The sequence below is a fragment of the Pseudomonas sp. AK181 genome, from assembly GCF_051122975.1.
Taxonomy (GTDB): Bacteria; Pseudomonadota; Gammaproteobacteria; order Pseudomonadales; family Pseudomonadaceae; genus Aquipseudomonas; species Aquipseudomonas lactis.
In genome coordinates this window covers 3,877,937-3,892,975 of the sequence record NZ_CP146348.1, presented here as the reverse complement: position 1 = coordinate 3,892,975, position 15,039 = coordinate 3,877,937, and the positions used below count along the sequence as shown (strand labels likewise).

15 protein-coding genes are annotated in these 15,039 nt (G+C 60.4%); 6 read left to right on the top strand and 9 right to left on the bottom strand.

Annotated elements, in window-relative coordinates; all coding sequences use genetic code 11:
* The 5 genes from V8689_RS17615 (at position 1) to V8689_RS17595 (ending at position 5,973) form a co-directional block, all read left to right on the top strand.
* On the top strand, positions 1-483 hold the full coding sequence (locus tag V8689_RS17615) for a sigma-70 family RNA polymerase sigma factor (protein ID WP_056787304.1): 483 nt from the start codon (positions 1-3) through the stop codon (positions 481-483).
* A 119-nt stretch (positions 484-602) separates the two neighbouring features.
* The gene (locus V8689_RS17610; RefSeq protein ID WP_056787307.1) at positions 603-1,940 is read left to right on the top strand and encodes a lysine N(6)-hydroxylase/L-ornithine N(5)-oxygenase family protein; all 1,338 of its coding nucleotides are present in this window, start codon (positions 603-605) and stop codon (positions 1,938-1,940) included.
* A 188-nt stretch (positions 1,941-2,128) separates the two neighbouring features.
* Complete coding sequence (locus V8689_RS17605) at positions 2,129-3,349, top strand: putative DNA modification/repair radical SAM protein (protein ID WP_056787309.1); 1,221 nt, start codon at positions 2,129-2,131, stop codon at positions 3,347-3,349.
* Complete coding sequence (locus tag V8689_RS17600) at positions 3,346-4,227, top strand: TIGR03915 family putative DNA repair protein (protein WP_056787312.1); 882 nt, start codon at positions 3,346-3,348, stop codon at positions 4,225-4,227. Before V8689_RS17605 ends, V8689_RS17600 begins: the two co-directional genes overlap by 4 nt.
* Before the next feature lie 382 nt (positions 4,228-4,609).
* Positions 4,610-5,973 (top strand): IS3 family transposase gene (locus V8689_RS17595; protein WP_155717239.1). Its coding sequence is split into 2 segments (ribosomal slippage): positions 4,610-5,075 and positions 5,075-5,973, totalling 1,365 coding nucleotides; the frame shifts between segments, so codons are not numbered across the junction.
* 237 nt (positions 5,974-6,210) lie between these two features.
* On the opposite strand, the gene V8689_RS17590 is transcribed toward V8689_RS17595, so the two are convergent.
* The 7 genes from V8689_RS17590 to ctlX all read right to left on the bottom strand — a co-directional run bounded on the left by V8689_RS17590 (position 6,211) and on the right by ctlX (position 12,087).
* A complete protein-coding gene (locus V8689_RS17590) occupies positions 6,211-6,708 on the bottom strand; it encodes an Lrp/AsnC family transcriptional regulator (RefSeq protein WP_003192319.1) in 498 nt (165 codons plus the stop codon).
* Positions 6,709-6,712: 4 nt separating this feature from the next.
* Positions 6,713-7,543 carry an ABC transporter ATP-binding protein gene (locus V8689_RS17585; RefSeq protein ID WP_228391100.1) on the bottom strand — a complete coding sequence of 277 codons (831 nt, stop codon included), beginning with the start codon at positions 7,541-7,543 and terminating at the stop codon, positions 6,713-6,715.
* Between the two features lie 3 nt (positions 7,544-7,546).
* Positions 7,547-8,260: an ABC transporter permease gene (locus V8689_RS17580; protein WP_014719024.1), complete on the bottom strand. Its 714-nt coding sequence runs from the start codon at positions 8,258-8,260 to the stop codon at positions 7,547-7,549.
* Entirely contained in the window at positions 8,257-8,958 is a 702-nt protein-coding gene (locus V8689_RS17575; RefSeq protein WP_014719023.1) for an ABC transporter permease, read from the bottom strand. The genes V8689_RS17580 and V8689_RS17575 overlap by 4 nt, the downstream gene beginning before the upstream one ends.
* A 137-nt stretch (positions 8,959-9,095) precedes the next feature.
* Complete coding sequence (locus V8689_RS17570) at positions 9,096-9,875, bottom strand: ABC transporter substrate-binding protein (RefSeq protein ID WP_032896457.1); 780 nt, start codon at positions 9,873-9,875, stop codon at positions 9,096-9,098.
* 227 nt (positions 9,876-10,102) lie between these two features.
* Positions 10,103-11,149 carry an ornithine cyclodeaminase gene (locus V8689_RS17565; RefSeq protein ID WP_056788055.1) on the bottom strand — a complete coding sequence of 349 codons (1,047 nt, stop codon included), beginning with the start codon at positions 11,147-11,149 and terminating at the stop codon, positions 10,103-10,105.
* An 11-nt stretch (positions 11,150-11,160) separates the two neighbouring features.
* Positions 11,161-12,087, bottom strand: a complete 927-nt coding sequence (gene ctlX / locus V8689_RS17560; RefSeq protein WP_056788051.1) for a citrulline utilization hydrolase CtlX — start codon at positions 12,085-12,087, stop codon at positions 11,161-11,163.
* A gap of 223 nt (positions 12,088-12,310) precedes the next feature.
* Here ctlX and V8689_RS17555 point away from each other — a divergent pair, with 223 nt between their 5' ends.
* Positions 12,311-13,207 (top strand): GNAT family acetyltransferase, encoded by an 897-nt coding sequence (locus tag V8689_RS17555; RefSeq protein ID WP_081089305.1) that lies wholly within the window; start codon positions 12,311-12,313, stop codon positions 13,205-13,207.
* 43 nt (positions 13,208-13,250) lie between these two features.
* On the opposite strand, the gene V8689_RS17550 is transcribed toward V8689_RS17555, so the two are convergent.
* Entirely contained in the window at positions 13,251-13,532 is a 282-nt protein-coding gene (locus V8689_RS17550; protein ID WP_056788048.1) for a hypothetical protein, read from the bottom strand.
* A 392-nt stretch (positions 13,533-13,924) separates the two neighbouring features.
* Positions 13,925-14,944: a branched-chain amino acid aminotransferase gene (locus V8689_RS17545; RefSeq protein WP_003192309.1), complete on the bottom strand. Its 1,020-nt coding sequence runs from the start codon at positions 14,942-14,944 to the stop codon at positions 13,925-13,927.
* Positions 14,945-15,039 lie beyond the last annotated feature (95 nt).

Genomic DNA, 15,039 nt, shown 5'->3' with positions numbered 1-15,039 from the left:
ATGTTGGAAAACTACTATCGCGAGCTGGTGTGTTTCCTCAACGCCAAGCTGGGCAACCGTCAGGTGGCCGAAGATGTGGTGCATGACGCTTATGTGCGGGTGCTGGAGCGCGTAAGCGACACCCCGATCGAACAACCCCGCGCCTTCCTGTACCGCACCGCCTTGAACCTGGTGATCGACGGCCATCGGCGCAACGCCTTGCGCCAGGCCGAACCCCTGGAGGTGCTGGACAGCGAAGAGCGCTTCGCCGCCTGTTCACCCCAGGCCAGCCACGACCAGGGCCAGCGCCTGGAGATGCTCGAACGCGCCCTGGCCGAGTTGCCGGCGGCCTGTCGCGACAGTTTCCTGTTGCGCAAACTCGAAGGCCTGTCCCACCTGCAAATCGCCGAACGCCTGAGCATTTCCCGCAGCCTGGTGGAAAAACACATCGTCAACGCGATGAAGCACTGCCGGGTGCGCATGCGCGAGTGGGAAGCGCACTGATCGCCAGTTAGTTAAATTTTATTTCACTGTCCTCGTTTCCTATCAACACACGGCCTGTTGTTCAGGCCATGAAGGTATTCCCGCCCCATCGCCAAGGGGCTTATCCAGAGGACACTGGAATGACACAGGCAATTGCTTCGCCCGCGGTTCATGACCTGATCGGGATCGGTTTCGGCCCTTCGAACCTGGCGCTGGCCATCGCCCTGCAGGAGCGTGAAAAGGCCCAGGGCAAGCTGGACGTGCTGTTTCTCGACAAACAAGCCGACTACCGCTGGCACGGCAATACCCTGGTCACCCAGAGCGAACTGCAGATTTCCTTCCTCAAGGACCTGGTGACCCTGCGCAATCCCACCAGCCCGTACTCTTTCGTCAACTACCTCAAGGCCCACGACCGCCTCGTGGACTTCATCAACCTGGGCACTTTCTACCCCTGTCGCATGGAGTACAACGACTACCTGCGCTGGGTGGCGGGGCAGTTCCAGGCCCAGGCCAACTACGGTGAAGAAGTGCTGGCCATCGAGCCGATCCTGCATCAGCAGCAGGTCGAGGCGTTGCGCGTGATCTCCCGCGATGCCCACGGCGAGCAGCATGTGCGCACCACTCGTTCGGTGGTGGTCAGCGCCGGTGGCACGCCGCGTGTCCCCGACGCCTTCAAGGCGCTCAAGGGCGACAGCCGGGTGTTCCACCATTCCCAGTACCTGGAGCGCATGGCCAACCAGCCGTGCGTAGACGGCAAGCCGATGCGAATCGCCGTGATTGGCGGTGGCCAGAGCGCGGCCGAAGCCTTTATCGACCTCAATGACAGCTTCCCGTCGGTGCAGGTCGACATGATCCTGCGCGGCTCGGCGCTCAAGCCGGCCGACGACAGCCCGTTCGTCAACGAAGTGTTCTCACCGGCTTTCACTGACCTGGTGTTCCAGCAAGTCGGTGCCGAGCGTGAGCGTTTGGTCGCCGAGTACCAGAACACCAACTACTCGGTGGTGGACCTGGACCTGATCGAGCGCATCTACGGGATTTTCTACCGCCAGAAAGTCTCCGGCATCGCCCGCCAGGCGTTCCGAACCCTGACCGTAGTGGAGAAAGCCACCCCGGGCCCGCTGGGCATCGAACTGGCCCTGCGCAATACCGCCACCGGCGAAACCAGCCTCAACCATTACGACGCGGTGATCCTGGCCACCGGCTACGAGCGCCAGATGCACCGTGAACTGCTGGCGCCCCTGGAGGCCTACATGGGCGACTTCGAAGTGGCCCGCGACTACCGCATCGTCACCGACGAGCGCTGCAAGGCCGGCATCTACATCCAGGGCTTCAGCCAGGCCAGTCATGGCTTGAGCGATACCTTGCTGTCGGTGCTGCCGATTCGCGCGGATGAGATTGCGGCGTCGTTGTATGAGAACGATCGAAACCGCGACAAGGGACGTTCGGTGCAGGACTTGCTCCTGGCCACCGCCAGCTGACCGATCCCCTTATTGTGGCGAGGGAGCTTGCTCCCGTTCGACAGCGCAGCTGGAGCCGGCTTTTTGGGGGCGCTTCGCACCCCAGCGGGAGCAAGCTCCCTCGCCACACAAGCTCGCTCCTACAGACGGCACTTGTGACAAGGTGTGGCTATTGGTACTGTACAAAAAACCAGTATCGGTAGCCTTCCATGCAGTTAATTGAAAAACTCAGCATCCTCGCCGACGCCGCCAAGTACGACGCGTCCTGCGCCAGCAGTGGCGCGCCCAAGCGCAGTTCCGAGGGCAAGGCGGGGCTGGGTTCCACCAATGGCATGGGCATCTGCCACAGCTACACGCCCGATGGCCGTTGCGTGTCGTTGCTCAAGGTGTTGCTCACCAACTTCTGCCTCTACGACTGCCAATACTGCGTCAACCGCCGCTCCAGCGACGTGCCCCGTGCGCGCTTCAGCCCGGAGGAGGTGGTCACCCTGACCCTGGATTTCTACAAGCGCAATTGCGTCAGTGGGCTGTTCCTCAGTTCCGGCATCATCCGTTCGTCGGACTACACCATGGAGCAACTGGTGCGGGTCGCCAAACTGCTGCGCGAAGAGCATGACTTTCGCGGTTATATCCACCTCAAGACCATCCCCGATGCCGACCCGGCCCTGATCGCCGAGGCTGGCCGTTATGCCGATCGCCTCAGCGTGAATATCGAACTGCCCACCGACGCCAGCCTGCAAACCCTGGCGCCCGAGAAGCAGATCGGCTCGATCAAGCAGGCCATGCAGACCATCTACACTGGCGAGCAGACGGTGCTCAACGAACCCCGCGCGCCACGTTTCGCTCCGGCCGGGCAAAGCACGCAGATGATTGTCGGCGCCGACGACACCGACGACAGCACCATCTTGCACGGTGCCGAGGCGTTGTACGGTAATTTCAAGTTGCGCCGCGTGTATTACTCGGCGTTCAGCCCCATCCCCAACAGTCCGAAAAGCGTGCCTTTAGCCGCGCCGCCACTGATGCGCGAGCACCGCTTGTACCAGGCCGACTTCCTGCTGCGCAGTTACGGTTTCCGCGCCAATGAGCTGTTCGCCGGCCCCGGCGACCTGGCGCTGGATATCGACCCCAAGCTGGCCTGGGCTCTGGAGCACCGCGAGGTGTTCCCCCTGGACCTGAACCGCGCCGAGCCTACCCTGATCGCACGTATCCCCGGCATCGGCCTGCGCACCACCCAGCGCCTGCTCGACCTGCGCCGTGAACGCAAGATCCGCTTCGAAGACCTGGCGCGCATGCGCTGCGTGCTGGCCAAGGCCAAGCCGTTTTTCATCACCAGCGACTACCACCCGCAACAGGCCGACAGCACCAGTGTGTTGCTGCGTGAACAACTGCGTGATCGCCCGCAGCCGCAACAGATGGGGCTGTGGGGATGATCAGCCTGGAATGCGACAACCTGTTCAGCACCTGGCGCGAACAGGCGCGCTGGTTGCTCAGCCATCAGGTCGACCCCAGCCAGGTGAGCTGGGGCGAGGTGCAGGCGGCGGACCTGTTCGCCACCGATGAACCGATCCCGCCGGAGTTGGGGCCGTTTCAGGCGCGCATACCCAAGGCGCTGTTGCAATTACTGGAGTCCGCCGCCTGTTATCACGGTGATCAACGCTGGAGCCTGTTGTATGAAGTGCTGTGGCGGGTCAGCCATGGTGATCGCACGGCCATGCTCGCGGGGGACAAGCTTGGCAGCGAATTGCAGCGGCGCATCAAGCAAGTCAGCCGGGAGGCTCACCACTTGCACGCGTTTGTGCGCTTCATCGCGCTGCCGGCCGGGGCGGGGCCGGAACTGCCGGAGTACGTGGCCTGGCATGAGCCGGCCCATGACATTCTCAAGAGCGCCAGCGAGCATTTTATCGGGCGCATGGGCCGCCATCGCTGGATGATCGCCACGCCCATCGACGGGGTGTATTACGACGGCGAGCAACTGATTCATCAGCGCCAGTGCCCCGAGGCCTGGCAGCAATTGGCACAGAATGTCGAAGACCCCCACAGCGCCATGTGGCTGACCTACTACAGCCACATCTTCAACCCGGCGCGGTTGAATCCCAAAGTGATGGAAGGGCATTTGCCCAGCCGCTTCTGGAAGAATTTACCGGAGGGCAAGTTGATCCCGGGGCTGATCAGTGAAGCGCGTACGGGCAAGCAGAAGGACGGGCAGGCGAAGCTGGTAGGGGCCAAGCCAGGCAAAAGAATTGCAAACCCGGTCAATGTGGGAGCTGGCTTGCCTGTGATGGCGGTCGACCAGTCAGACGTGGGGTGACTGATGCACCGCTATCGCACATAGGTATCTACATAACTCTGTAGCGCTCAACGCTAACCACGATGCGAAGCGAGCCGCTCTTGATCTGCTTTTGATCTGCTTTTGATCTTGATCTTAGGCGCCCCGTTAAACCACGCTGGCCGGAATTCGACAGGGATTTGGGGGGTAAACCGGCAGGGATGCCGGTTTAGCCGCCCCGCGCCATGGATGGCGCGTGGCGGCGGCCCCCCAAATCACTGGCGGATTGCGGGCACACCGAGCCCAAGCGAGGTGCCGAGTGGTGGGGCATGAGCGTTTTGCTTACTTTTGCGCTTTTCAAAAGTGAGCCGCCGTTGAACTGACCCCCGAATGTTGGACACCTGCCCCCTCGGGAGAGTGTTCCATGACGAAATACAACCTAGCGCTCAAGCAATCATTGATTGAAGAGTGCCTGTCTGCCAGTAGCATCCATGAGGTGGCCCTTAAGCATGACTTGAGTCCATCGCTCCTGCGACGCTGGGTCAAGGGTTTTGAAAAGCACGGCGCCTCTGGCTTGATCGCCAAGTACAGCCATTACGATGCCGAGTTTAAATTAAAGGTTTTGCAGTGCATCAAACAAGATGGACTGTCGGACCAACAGGCCTGTATACGGTTTGATATCCGTGGTCCAAGTAGTATCAGGCAGTGGCGAAAGCTGTACGATGAAGGCGGTGTAGAAGCACTACAACCGCAGCGTCTTAAAGAGTCCAGTATGCCCCGCAAACCTTCCAGGCAACCCAAAGCAAGTCCTGCTCTTCCTGCGGACGCAGAACTGACCCCTGCACAAATGCTCGCAGAACTGGCTTATCTGCGCGCGGAGAATGCCTATCTAAAAAAGCTCGATGCCTTAATCCAAGCGGATCCCCGTACTGCGCAGCCAAAAAAACGCAGGCCGTCCAAGGATTGAGGCATGAGCATCCACTTGCTCTGTTGCTACGTGCTGCGGCACTGGCACGCAGCACCTTCTATTACCAAAGCAAAACACTGCTAACCGACAAGCATGCCGGCCTTAAAGATCGCATCCGCAGCGTCTATCACGGGCATAAGGGGCGTTACGGCTACCGCCGCATCGCCGCGACCCTTGGAAACAGTGGTGAGTTGATCAATCACAAAAAGGTGTATCGACTGATGCAGGTGATAGGCCTCAAGTCGCTGGTCAAAGTGAAGAAATATCGCTCTTACCGAGGTGCTGAAGGGCTTGTTGCGCCTGATCTACTAAAGCGCGAATTCAAGGCAGAAGCCCCTAACGAGAAATGGGCAACCGACGTGACGGAGTTCAAGGTGAAGGGGCAAAAGCTGTTTCTCTCGCCTCTCATGGATTTGTACAACGGCGAGATCCTGGCTTACCAGATCAACCGACGTCCCGAATTCAGGATGGTTTCGACGATGCTGGAAAAAGCCTTCGGGCGACTGAATCAAGGTGACAAACCGATACTGCACTCCGACCAGGGTTGGCAGTACAGGCAGCCTATCTACCGACACATGCTGGCCGAAAAGAGCATCGAGCAGAGCATGTCGCGCAAGGGTAATTGCTTGGACAATGCCGCCATGGAGAGTTTTTTCGGCACGCTCAAGAGCGAGTTTTTCTATTTGGAGTCATTTGAGAGTGTGGAGCAGTTGGCATCAGGCATAGAGGATTACATCGCCTACTACAACCAAGACCGCATAAGCCTCAGACTAAATGGCTTGAGCCCGGTACAATTTCGGACTCAGGCATTAAATCAATAGCGTCCCCTGTCCAACTTTCGGGGGGCAGTTCACGTCAGGGCGGAACCCTAGGTGGCCGTTACCTAAATAACGGATATGTACCCGGTCCAACTGTGTTGACTGTCAGGCCGCCTTCGCGAGCAAGCCCGCTCCCACAGTTTGATCGCAAGGTGTCAGGTAGATAGGTGTCGGCTGTCAGGCCGCCATCGCAGGCAAGCCAGCTCCCACACAAGCCAGCTCCCACACAAACCAGCTGGATCAAGCCAGTTCGGTCGCGGTGTTCTTGACCACCGCCAACTCCGGATGCGCCACCAACTTATCAATGTGCAACTCATCATTGTTCAACCAGGTCTCGGTCAGCACCCGGTAATGTTCCATATCCCGGCAACGCATGCGCAGGCTGTAGTCGAACGGCCCGCTGATCAACTGGCATTCGAATACCTGCGGGCAGGCTTTGACGCAGGCTTCGAAGGCTTTTTGCGCCGAGCGCCCGCTTTGGTTGGACAAGGCCACCAGCACCAGCAGCGACAGCCCCGGTGAGACCATCTGCACATCGATGATCGCCCCATACCCACGGATCACCCCGCGTCGCTCCAGTTTGCGCACCCGCTCCAGACAGGGCCTGGGGGTGAGGTGCACCAGTGACGAGAGCTTTTCGTAGGTGATACGCCCCTGATGCCTGAGTACGTCGATGATCGCTTCGTCGATGCGATCCAGCGTAGGGGAAGAATGGGGTCCGTTGGCCTTGGTATCCATGAGTTCACTTCAAACGGTTGGAAAGAAATTGCTGCAAGCGTTCGCTGGTGGGATGGTCGAGGATCTCGGCGCCGCCGTGTTCCTCGACTCGGCCCTGGTGCAGGAACAGCACTTGGCTGGACACCTGGCGGGCAAAGCCCATTTCGTGGGTGACCATCAGCATGGTACGACCTTCCTCGGCCAACGTCTGTATGACTTTGAGCACTTCTCCTACAAGCTCCGGGTCCAGGGCCGAGGTGGGTTCATCAAACAGGATGATCTCCGGCTCCATCGCCAGCGCTCGCGCAATCGCCACCCGCTGCTGCTGGCCACCGGACAGGAACGCCGGGTATTGGTCCGCCACGCGGCTGGGCAGGCCGACCTTGTCCAGGTACAGCCGCGCACGTTTCTCGGCTTCGGCGGCGCTCACGTTCAGCACCCGGCGCGGGGCCATGGTGATGTTTTCCAGCACGGTCATGTGGCTCCACAGGTTGAAGTGCTGGAACACCATGGCCAGGCGCGTGCGCAGGTTTTGCAGTTGCGCCTGGTGCGGCGCGCGGGTGCCGGCGCGGCCTGGTTGCATTTCGATGCTGATGCCGTCAAGGGTAATCACCCCGGCGTCTGGCTGTTCCAGAAAGTTGATGCACCGCAGCATCGTGCTTTTGCCCGAGCCGCTGGCGCCGATCAGGCTGATCACATCGCCCTGTCGGGCATTGAGGGACACGCCCTTGAGCACTTCGTGTTCGCCGTAGCGTTTATGGATACCTTCGACTTGCAGCTTGATGGCCGCCGTGGCGGTTTTGCCGACGGGTACATCCAGTGGATAAGCGGCCAGGGCCTGCGCGGACTGGTTCATGGGTTAGCCTCGGGTAGGAACAAGAAAGCGCATCCAGCGACGTTCGGCCAGCCTGAACAGGCCCACCAGTGCAAAGGACAGCAGCATGTAGAGCAGGGCAGCGATGCCGAACGCCTGGAAGGTCAGGAACGTCTCGGCATTCGCATCGCGGGCGACCTTGAGGATGTCGGCGACGGTGGCGGTGAACGCCAGCGACGTGGCGTGCAGCATCAGGATCATTTCATTGCTGTAGGCCGGCAGGGCGCGACGCAAGGCGGCGGGCACGATCACAAACAGGTTCAGCCGCCAGCCGTGCAGGCCATAGGCGCGTGCGGCTTCGATCTCGCCATGGGGGATGTTGCGGATCGCCCCGGCGAAGATTTCCACGGTGTAGGCGCAGGTGTTGAGCACAAACGCCAACAGCGTGCAGTTCAGTGCATTGCGGAAAAACTGGTTGAGCAGGGCGTTGTCCTGCACCACCTCCAGGCTGTACAGCCCGGTGTAGCAAATCAGCAGTTGGATATACAGCGGCGTGCCGCGGAACAGGTAGGTGTAGACCTCAACCGGCCAGCGCAGCCAGAAATGCTCTGACACGCGTGCCAGCGCCAGGGGGATCGACAGGCCAAAGCCGAGCACCACCGAGATAATGAACAGCCACAGGGTCATGGCGACACCGGACAGGCCGCTGCCATCGCTGAACAGATAGGCAAGGCCGTATTGCTGGAACAGTTCGATCATCGCGCCATCCCCTTGATGCCCAGGTTATAGCGCCGTTCCAGGCGCTTGAAGATGCGGTTGGAGAGGGTGGTAATCACCAGGTACACCAGGCCGGCGAGGATCAGGAAGTACAGCGGCTCGCTGGTGGACTTGCCGGCGTTCTGCGCGGCCTTGACCAGGTCTGACAGGCCGATGATCGACACCAGCGCCGTGGACTTGAGCAGCACCAGCCAGTTATTGCCCAGGCCCGGCAGGGCAAAGCGCATCAGTTGCGGAAACAGCACCAGGTGAAAACGCTGCCAGCGGCTCAGGCCGTAGGCGGTGGCGGCTTCCAGTTGGCCCGCCGGCACACTGAGGATCGCGCCCCGGAAGTTCTCGGTGAAATACGCCCCGTAGATAAAGCCCAGGGTGATCACCCCGGCGGTAAACGGGTCGATTTCAACGTAGTCCCAGCCGAACGCTTCGGTCAGGTCATTGAGCCACAGTTGCAGGCTGTAAAAAATCAGCAGGATCAGCACCAGGTCCGGCACGCTGCGGATCAACGTGGTGTAGAGCGTGGCCGGCACGCGCAGCCATTTGGCGCTGGAGAGCTTGGCGCCAGCGGCGACCAGGCCCAGGGTAAGGCTCAGGGCCAGGGCGAGGAACGCCAGCTTGAGCGTCATCCAGGCACCCTGGGCCAGCATGGGGCCGTAGCCTTGCAGGTTGAGGAGGTCGTTCATGGGGAAATCTCGAAGGAGCGCACGTATTTATTGTGGGAGCTGGCTTGCCTGCGATAGCGGTGGTGCGGTCACGGCGTGGGTGCCTGAACCACCGCTATCGCGGGCAAGCCCGCTCCCACATGGGCACGGGTTGCCGGTTACTCGTTGTAGATGTCCTGATCGCCAAAGTATTTCTTCTGGATCTGGGCGTAGGTGCCATCGGCCTGGACGGCGGCGATACCCTTGTTGATCAGCTCACGCAATGCCTGGTCGTTCTTGCGCAGGCCCATGGCGATGTCCAGGGGCAGGGTCGGGTCCTTGAAGGCCGGGCCGGTCTTGAAGTCGGCGCCTTCGGGCTTGGACAGGAAGTTGAGCTGGGCTTCGAGCTTGTCCGTGAGGGTGGCGTCGAGGCGGCCATTTTGCAGGTCGGCGTAGTTCTGTTCCTGGGACTGGTACGCCTTGATCTGTGCACCGAGCTTGGCCAGGTGCGCGCGGGCATAGGCTTCCTGCAACGAGCCTTGCAGCACGCCAACTTGCTTGCCGTTCAGCGACTCGGGGGTATCACCAAAGGTGGCGTTTTTGCGGGTGATCACCGAGGTGGGGCTGAGGAACAGGCGGTCGGTGAAGTCGATGACTTTCTCGCGGGCCGGGGTCACGGCCATGGAAGACATGATCGCGTCGAACTTGCGCGCACGCAGGGCCGGGATCATGCCGTCGAATTCGTTGTGCACCCAGGTGCATTTCACTTCGAGCTTGGCGCAGATGGCGTTGCCCAATTCGATATCGAAGCCTTGCAGGCTGCCGTCGGCGGCGACGGATTCGAAGGGCGGGTATTCGGGGAACACGCCAAACCGGATTTCTTTCCAGTCCTGGGCGTGGGCAGCAGTGGCGCACAGTGGCAACAGCAACGCAGCGAAGAGTGATCGCAGAGGAGTCATGTGTCGGTCCCTATATTTTGTAATTGATGTCAGGGGCAGTGAATAACTGGGAGCAGAGAATGCTTCATGATGGTGCGTTTTTTGTGTCGTTTACCCCCTGCGCAAAGCGCAAATTGCGCTGTTAAAACAAGCAATGCAGCGGAATCGGCTGCGGCACCGGCAAAATCGGCTTTTAACCCACCAGAATCTGGCCTGCCCTGGGCGCAAAGCGGCAGGCCAGAGCGGTTTCAGGCGCGCTTTTTATGCTGTACCACAGGTTGCTGGGCCAGGCGTGCAAACAGGTCTTTCGGGTCGGCCAGCTCTGGCACCAGCTCCAGCTCGCTGCCCACATCCAGGGCTTTGGCCACGTCCAGTACATAGCGCAGGGCCGAGTAGTCTTCGATGGCGAAACCCACCGAGTCGAACAGGGTGATTTGGCGCTCATTCTCGCGGCCGGGCTGTTGGCCGTTGATCACTTGCCACAGCTCGGTGACCGGCGAATCTTCCGGCATGTGCTGGATTTCGCCTTCGATGCGGCTTTGCGGTTCGTACTCGACGATCACCCGGGCGCGCTCGACGATGCGTCGATCCAGCTCGGTCTTGCCCGGGCAGTCACCGCCCACGGCATTGAGGTGCATGCCCGGCTCGATCATCTCGTCCGTCAGGATGGTGGCGTAGGCTTTGTCGGCGGTGACGGTGGTGACAATGTCCGCGCCTTTGACCGCCTCGGCGACGCTGGCGGCCAAAATCACCTTGATCGCCGGGAACGCCTTGAGGTTGGCGGCGAGCTTGGCGGTGGCCTGGGGGTCGATGTCGAACAGGCGGATTTCAGTAATGCCAAGCATGGCGTGGAAGGCCAGTGCCTGGAATTCGCTTTGGCAGCCGTTGCCGATCAGCGCCATGCTGCGGCTGTTGGCGCGGGCCAGGTAGCGGGCGACCAGGGCCGAGGTGGCAGCGGTGCGGATCGCAGTGGTGAGGGTCATTTCTGCCAGCAGCACCGGTTTGCCGGTGTCGACGTCGCCCAAGGCACCGAACGCCATCACGGTGAGCATGCCGGCCAGGGTGTTTTTCGGGTGGCCGTTGACGTACTTGAAGGCGTACAGCGAAGCGTCGGACACCGGCATCAACTCGATCACGCCATCCGGTGAATGGTTGGCCAGGCGCGCGCATTTCTCGAAGTCCTGCCAGCGCAGGTAGTCGGCGCGAATGTAGTCGGCCATCTCGGTGATGCAGGTTTGCAGGCCTTTTTGCGAAACCAGGTAGCTGAGGTCGTTGACGTCGATATAACGGGTCATGGCAAGACTCCTTATTGAAATGAGGGACGGGCCGGCAGATGCACTTCGGCCAGCATGCAGCGGGCACTGCCGCCGCCGATGCGTTCGATGTTGTCGATATTCACCACCACCGGCCGCGTATGGCGCTCCACGTGCTGACGCTGCGCCGGTTGCAGGGCGCCCCAGGCGCTGGCGGACATCACCAGCAACGGCTGGCCGTCACGGTCGTGGACCTCCAGCATGTTGCCGGCGAAGGCTTCCAACTGGTCAAAGTCCAGGCTGAGGATGTCCTTGCCGGTGTCTCGCAGGGAGCGTTCCAGGGCCAGGCGCTCGCTGTCGTCGGGCAGGGCTTGCAGGCACACCACCGCGAGGTCGCGGCCAACGCTCATCATCACGTTGCTGTGGTAAATCGGTGCCTGGTGGCGGTCCAGGGCGTGGAACACGCAGAGCTGGTAGTCGAGGCGTTCGGCAAACTGGCGCAGCGCCGCGTGGTGGGTGCGCCCAGAATGGCAGGCGTAGCTGATGCGGTGCTTGCGGTCGAGCACCATGCTGCCGGTGCCTTCCAGGAAGATGTTCTGTTGCTCCAAATGGCTGAGGTCGATGGTGGTGTTGATCGCAAAGCGTTGCTCCAAGACTTGCAGCACGCCTTTGTTGCGCTCCAGTCGGCGGTTCTGGCCTTCCATGGGGTAGAGCACCAGGCTGCCGTCGGCATGGCTGCTCCACCAGTTGTTGGGGAAGATCGAGTCGGGGGTGTGGGGCGCCGGCGTGTCCTGCACCACCAGCACCTCCACGCCGTGCTGGCGCAGGGTGTCGACATAACCGTCGAACTCCTTCAGCGCTTTGTGCTGTGCACTGAGCGGGTCCAGCGGCGGGCGTTGGAAACGGTTGTTGACCGCGGTATCCGGGTTGAAGGCAAAGCGCGCCGGGCGGATCATCAGGACGGTGTTGGTGGTTTGCATGGGGGCACGGGTCCGTTGGGGATCTTGTGCCGCTATTTTGTGCGTTGTGGGGAATGGATCCCGGCTGAAACAGCGCGGTGGCTCAGCCAAGAAAGCTGAAAACGGGAGTGGCGCAGCCGAATCGGCTGCCAAGTTGAAATGCAATCAAACTGTGGGAGCAGGCAAGCCAGCTCCCACATTGGTATTGTGGTGTTTGTTATCGCTGTGTCAGCCAGGAGGAACCATGTCTACCGCTGTTCGCCTTGCCCAACCTTCAGATGCCGACGGCATCAGCCAAGTCATCCTGGCTGCGCTGCACAGCAGCAACGCGCGTGATTACCCCGCGGATGTGATTGCGCGGGTTGCCAGAAACTTCACCCCCGATGCGGTGCTGGCGTTGCTCCAGCGGCGGGTGGTGCTAGTGGCAACTCAGGCTCAACTGATCGTCGCTACGGCGGCACTGGATGGCAATGTGGTGCGCTCGGTGTTCGTCAACCCGGCACTGCAAGGGCAAGGCATCGGCCGGCTATTGATGATCGAGATCGAACTGCGCGCCCGTGAAGCCGGCGTGACGGTGTTGAGCGTGCCGTCCTCGCTGACGGCGCAAGCCTTCTACGCCAAGCTGGGCTTTCACAACGTGCGTGACGTGTACCACGGCAATGAGCGCACGTTGGTGATGGAAAAGGCGCTGTTGTCCCGCCACCCCATCGGGCCGTATCGCGACCGTCAGCACCGCGCCCAGGTGATTGAGTTATGGCAGCAGGCGTTTGGCTATGACACGGCCCATAACCTGCCGAGCCTGGCGATTGATAAGAAACTGGCGGTCAATGACGGGTTGTTCTTCGTTGCCACCGACAACAAAGCTGTGATCGGTACCATTCTCGCCGGCTATGACGGGCATCGTGGCTGGTTGTATTCGGTGGCGGTGCATACCGACTATCGGCGCCATGGCCTGGGATCGTCGCTGGTGCGCTATGCCGAACAGGCGTTGACGGCGCTGGGTTGCATGAAGATCAACCTGCAGATCACCGGCGGCAATGACGCGGTGGTGGGGTTTTATGAGGCGCTGGGGTATGGGGTGGAGCCGAGGATCAGTATGGGTAAGAGGATCGTTGAGTGTATTCCAGGACAAAGTAGATGACCGACAGCAATCTGATCACCCGTCTAACCGTTAAGGCTTACGCTTATTTTTTTTTCCGCTTCGCGGTATAGCCTTTCATTGCCGCAAACGCATTCGCCAAGTTCAGAAACAGGATCTTGTCATCAATATCCCCTTCGACATCGCCGTCACCGTCGGCATCCCCCGGGCTTGAAGAACGGTCATAAAAACCATTTTTTTGGCTGGAACTGGCATACACCAGAAGAGGGTCGGGATCGTCGGGGCCATTCAATACTTCCATCAATATTTCTTTGCTTGCGTCACCTTCGAAGTCATCTGTCGTGAGGTGAATGATAAAGCTGCCCATGAGGTATCTCCTTGAGGTTTGGTGAGAATCCAGCCTCTGCATTTATAATCTCGATCACTGCGCAGCTCTACTGTCAAACTTGACAGGGTGGATGCATTTACAGTTGATCGTTCCCGCGCTCTGCGTGGGAATGCCGCCTGGGACGCTCCGCGTCCCGCCGGACAACTTAGGGCTTTATGAGGCGCTGGGGTATGGGGTGGGGCCGAAGATCAGTATGGGCAAGAAGATTGCCGAGAATATTGCGCCACGCTCTTGAAGGCGCAGAAAACAGTGTGGGAGCTGGCTTGCCTGCGATAGCGGTGGGTCTGTAGCCAATATGCTGGCTGACAGATTGCTATCGCAGGCAAGCCAGCTCCCACAGGTTTTTGTGGTGTCGCTGGCGTTTGTGGCTATCAGACCTTGACGATCCAACCCGCTGGCGCTTCCACGTCACCGGTCTGCACACCGGTCAGCTCTTTGTAGAGCTTCTGGGTGATCGGGCCCACTTCGGTTTCGCTGTGGAACACGTGCAGCTTGCCGTTGTACTGGATGCCGCCGATAGGCGAGATCACCGCAGCGGTACCGCAGGCGCCGGCTTCCTTGAATTGGTCCAGCTTGTCGATGAACACTTCGCCCTCGACCACTTCCAGGCCCAGGCGGGTCTGGGCCAGTTCGATCAGCGACAGGCGGGTGATGCCTGGCAATACCGAAGGCGACTTCGGTGTGATGAACTGGTTGTCGTGGGTGATCCCGAAGAAGTTGGCCGAGCCGACTTCTTCGATTTTCGAGTGGGTCATCGGGTCCAGGTAGATCGCGTCGGCGAAGCCGGATTTCTTCGCTTCCGAACCCGGCATCAGGCTGGCGGCGTAGTTGCCACCGACCTTGGCGGCACCGGTGCCTTGCGGCGCGGCGCGGTCGTAGCCGGAGATCTGGAAGTTGTGCGGCACCAGGCCGCCCTTGAAGTAGGCACCGACCGGGATGCAGAACACCGAGAAGATGAATTCCGGCGCGGTACGCACGCCGATGTTGTCACCGGTGCCGATCACGAACGGGCGCAGGTACAGCGCGCCGCCACTGCCGTACGGCGGGATGAAGCGCTCGTTGGCCTTGACCACTTGTTTGCAGGCGTCGATGAACGCGTCGGTCGGCACTTGCGGCATCAGCAGGCGGCCACAGCTGCGCTGCATGCGGGCGGCGTTCTGGTCCGGGCGGAACAGGTTGATCGAACCGTCCTTGCAACGGTAGGCCTTCAGGCCCTCGAAGCATTGCTGGCCATAATGCAGGGCAGTGGAGCCCTCGCTGATGTGCAGCACATTGTCGTCGGTCAGGGTGCCAGCTTGCCATTCGCCGTTTTTCCAGACCTGGAGAAACCGCTTGTCGGTCTTGATGTAGTCAAAACCCAGCTTGTCCCAATTGATGCTCTCGTTACCCATGACACCCTCTATCTCTGGTCAAGTCGGTTTTTTTTCTGGATGGCGCAACAATACTGCATTCTTGGCCGGTGTGGGAGCAGGGCGGCGGACCATTC

What these genes read in the sequence shown, in the direction of transcription:
- V8689_RS17615 (WP_056787304.1), top strand. Translation starts at nt 1, where the DNA reads ATGTTGGAAAACTACTATCGCGAGCTGGTGTGTTTCCTCAACGCCAAG.
- V8689_RS17610 (WP_056787307.1), top strand. Translation starts at nt 603, where the DNA reads ATGACACAGGCAATTGCTTCGCCCGCGGTTCATGACCTGATCGGGATC.
- V8689_RS17605 (WP_056787309.1), top strand. Translation starts at nt 2,129, where the DNA reads ATGCAGTTAATTGAAAAACTCAGCATCCTCGCCGACGCCGCCAAGTAC.
- V8689_RS17600 (WP_056787312.1), top strand. Translation starts at nt 3,346, where the DNA reads ATGATCAGCCTGGAATGCGACAACCTGTTCAGCACCTGGCGCGAACAG.
- V8689_RS17590 (WP_003192319.1), bottom strand. Translation starts at nt 6,708, where the DNA reads ATGGATACCAAGGCCAACGGACCCCATTCTTCCCCTACGCTGGATCGC.
- V8689_RS17585 (WP_228391100.1), bottom strand. Translation starts at nt 7,543, where the DNA reads ATGAACCAGTCCGCGCAGGCCCTGGCCGCTTATCCACTGGATGTACCC.
- V8689_RS17580 (WP_014719024.1), bottom strand. Translation starts at nt 8,260, where the DNA reads ATGATCGAACTGTTCCAGCAATACGGCCTTGCCTATCTGTTCAGCGAT.
- V8689_RS17575 (WP_014719023.1), bottom strand. Translation starts at nt 8,958, where the DNA reads ATGAACGACCTCCTCAACCTGCAAGGCTACGGCCCCATGCTGGCCCAG.
- V8689_RS17570 (WP_032896457.1), bottom strand. Translation starts at nt 9,875, where the DNA reads ATGACTCCTCTGCGATCACTCTTCGCTGCGTTGCTGTTGCCACTGTGC.
- V8689_RS17565 (WP_056788055.1), bottom strand. Translation starts at nt 11,149, where the DNA reads ATGACCCGTTATATCGACGTCAACGACCTCAGCTACCTGGTTTCGCAA.
- ctlX (WP_056788051.1), bottom strand. Translation starts at nt 12,087, where the DNA reads ATGCAAACCACCAACACCGTCCTGATGATCCGCCCGGCGCGCTTTGCC.
- V8689_RS17555 (WP_081089305.1), top strand. Translation starts at nt 12,311, where the DNA reads ATGTCTACCGCTGTTCGCCTTGCCCAACCTTCAGATGCCGACGGCATC.
- V8689_RS17550 (WP_056788048.1), bottom strand. Translation starts at nt 13,532, where the DNA reads ATGGGCAGCTTTATCATTCACCTCACGACAGATGACTTCGAAGGTGAC.
- V8689_RS17545 (WP_003192309.1), bottom strand. Translation starts at nt 14,944, where the DNA reads ATGGGTAACGAGAGCATCAATTGGGACAAGCTGGGTTTTGACTACATC.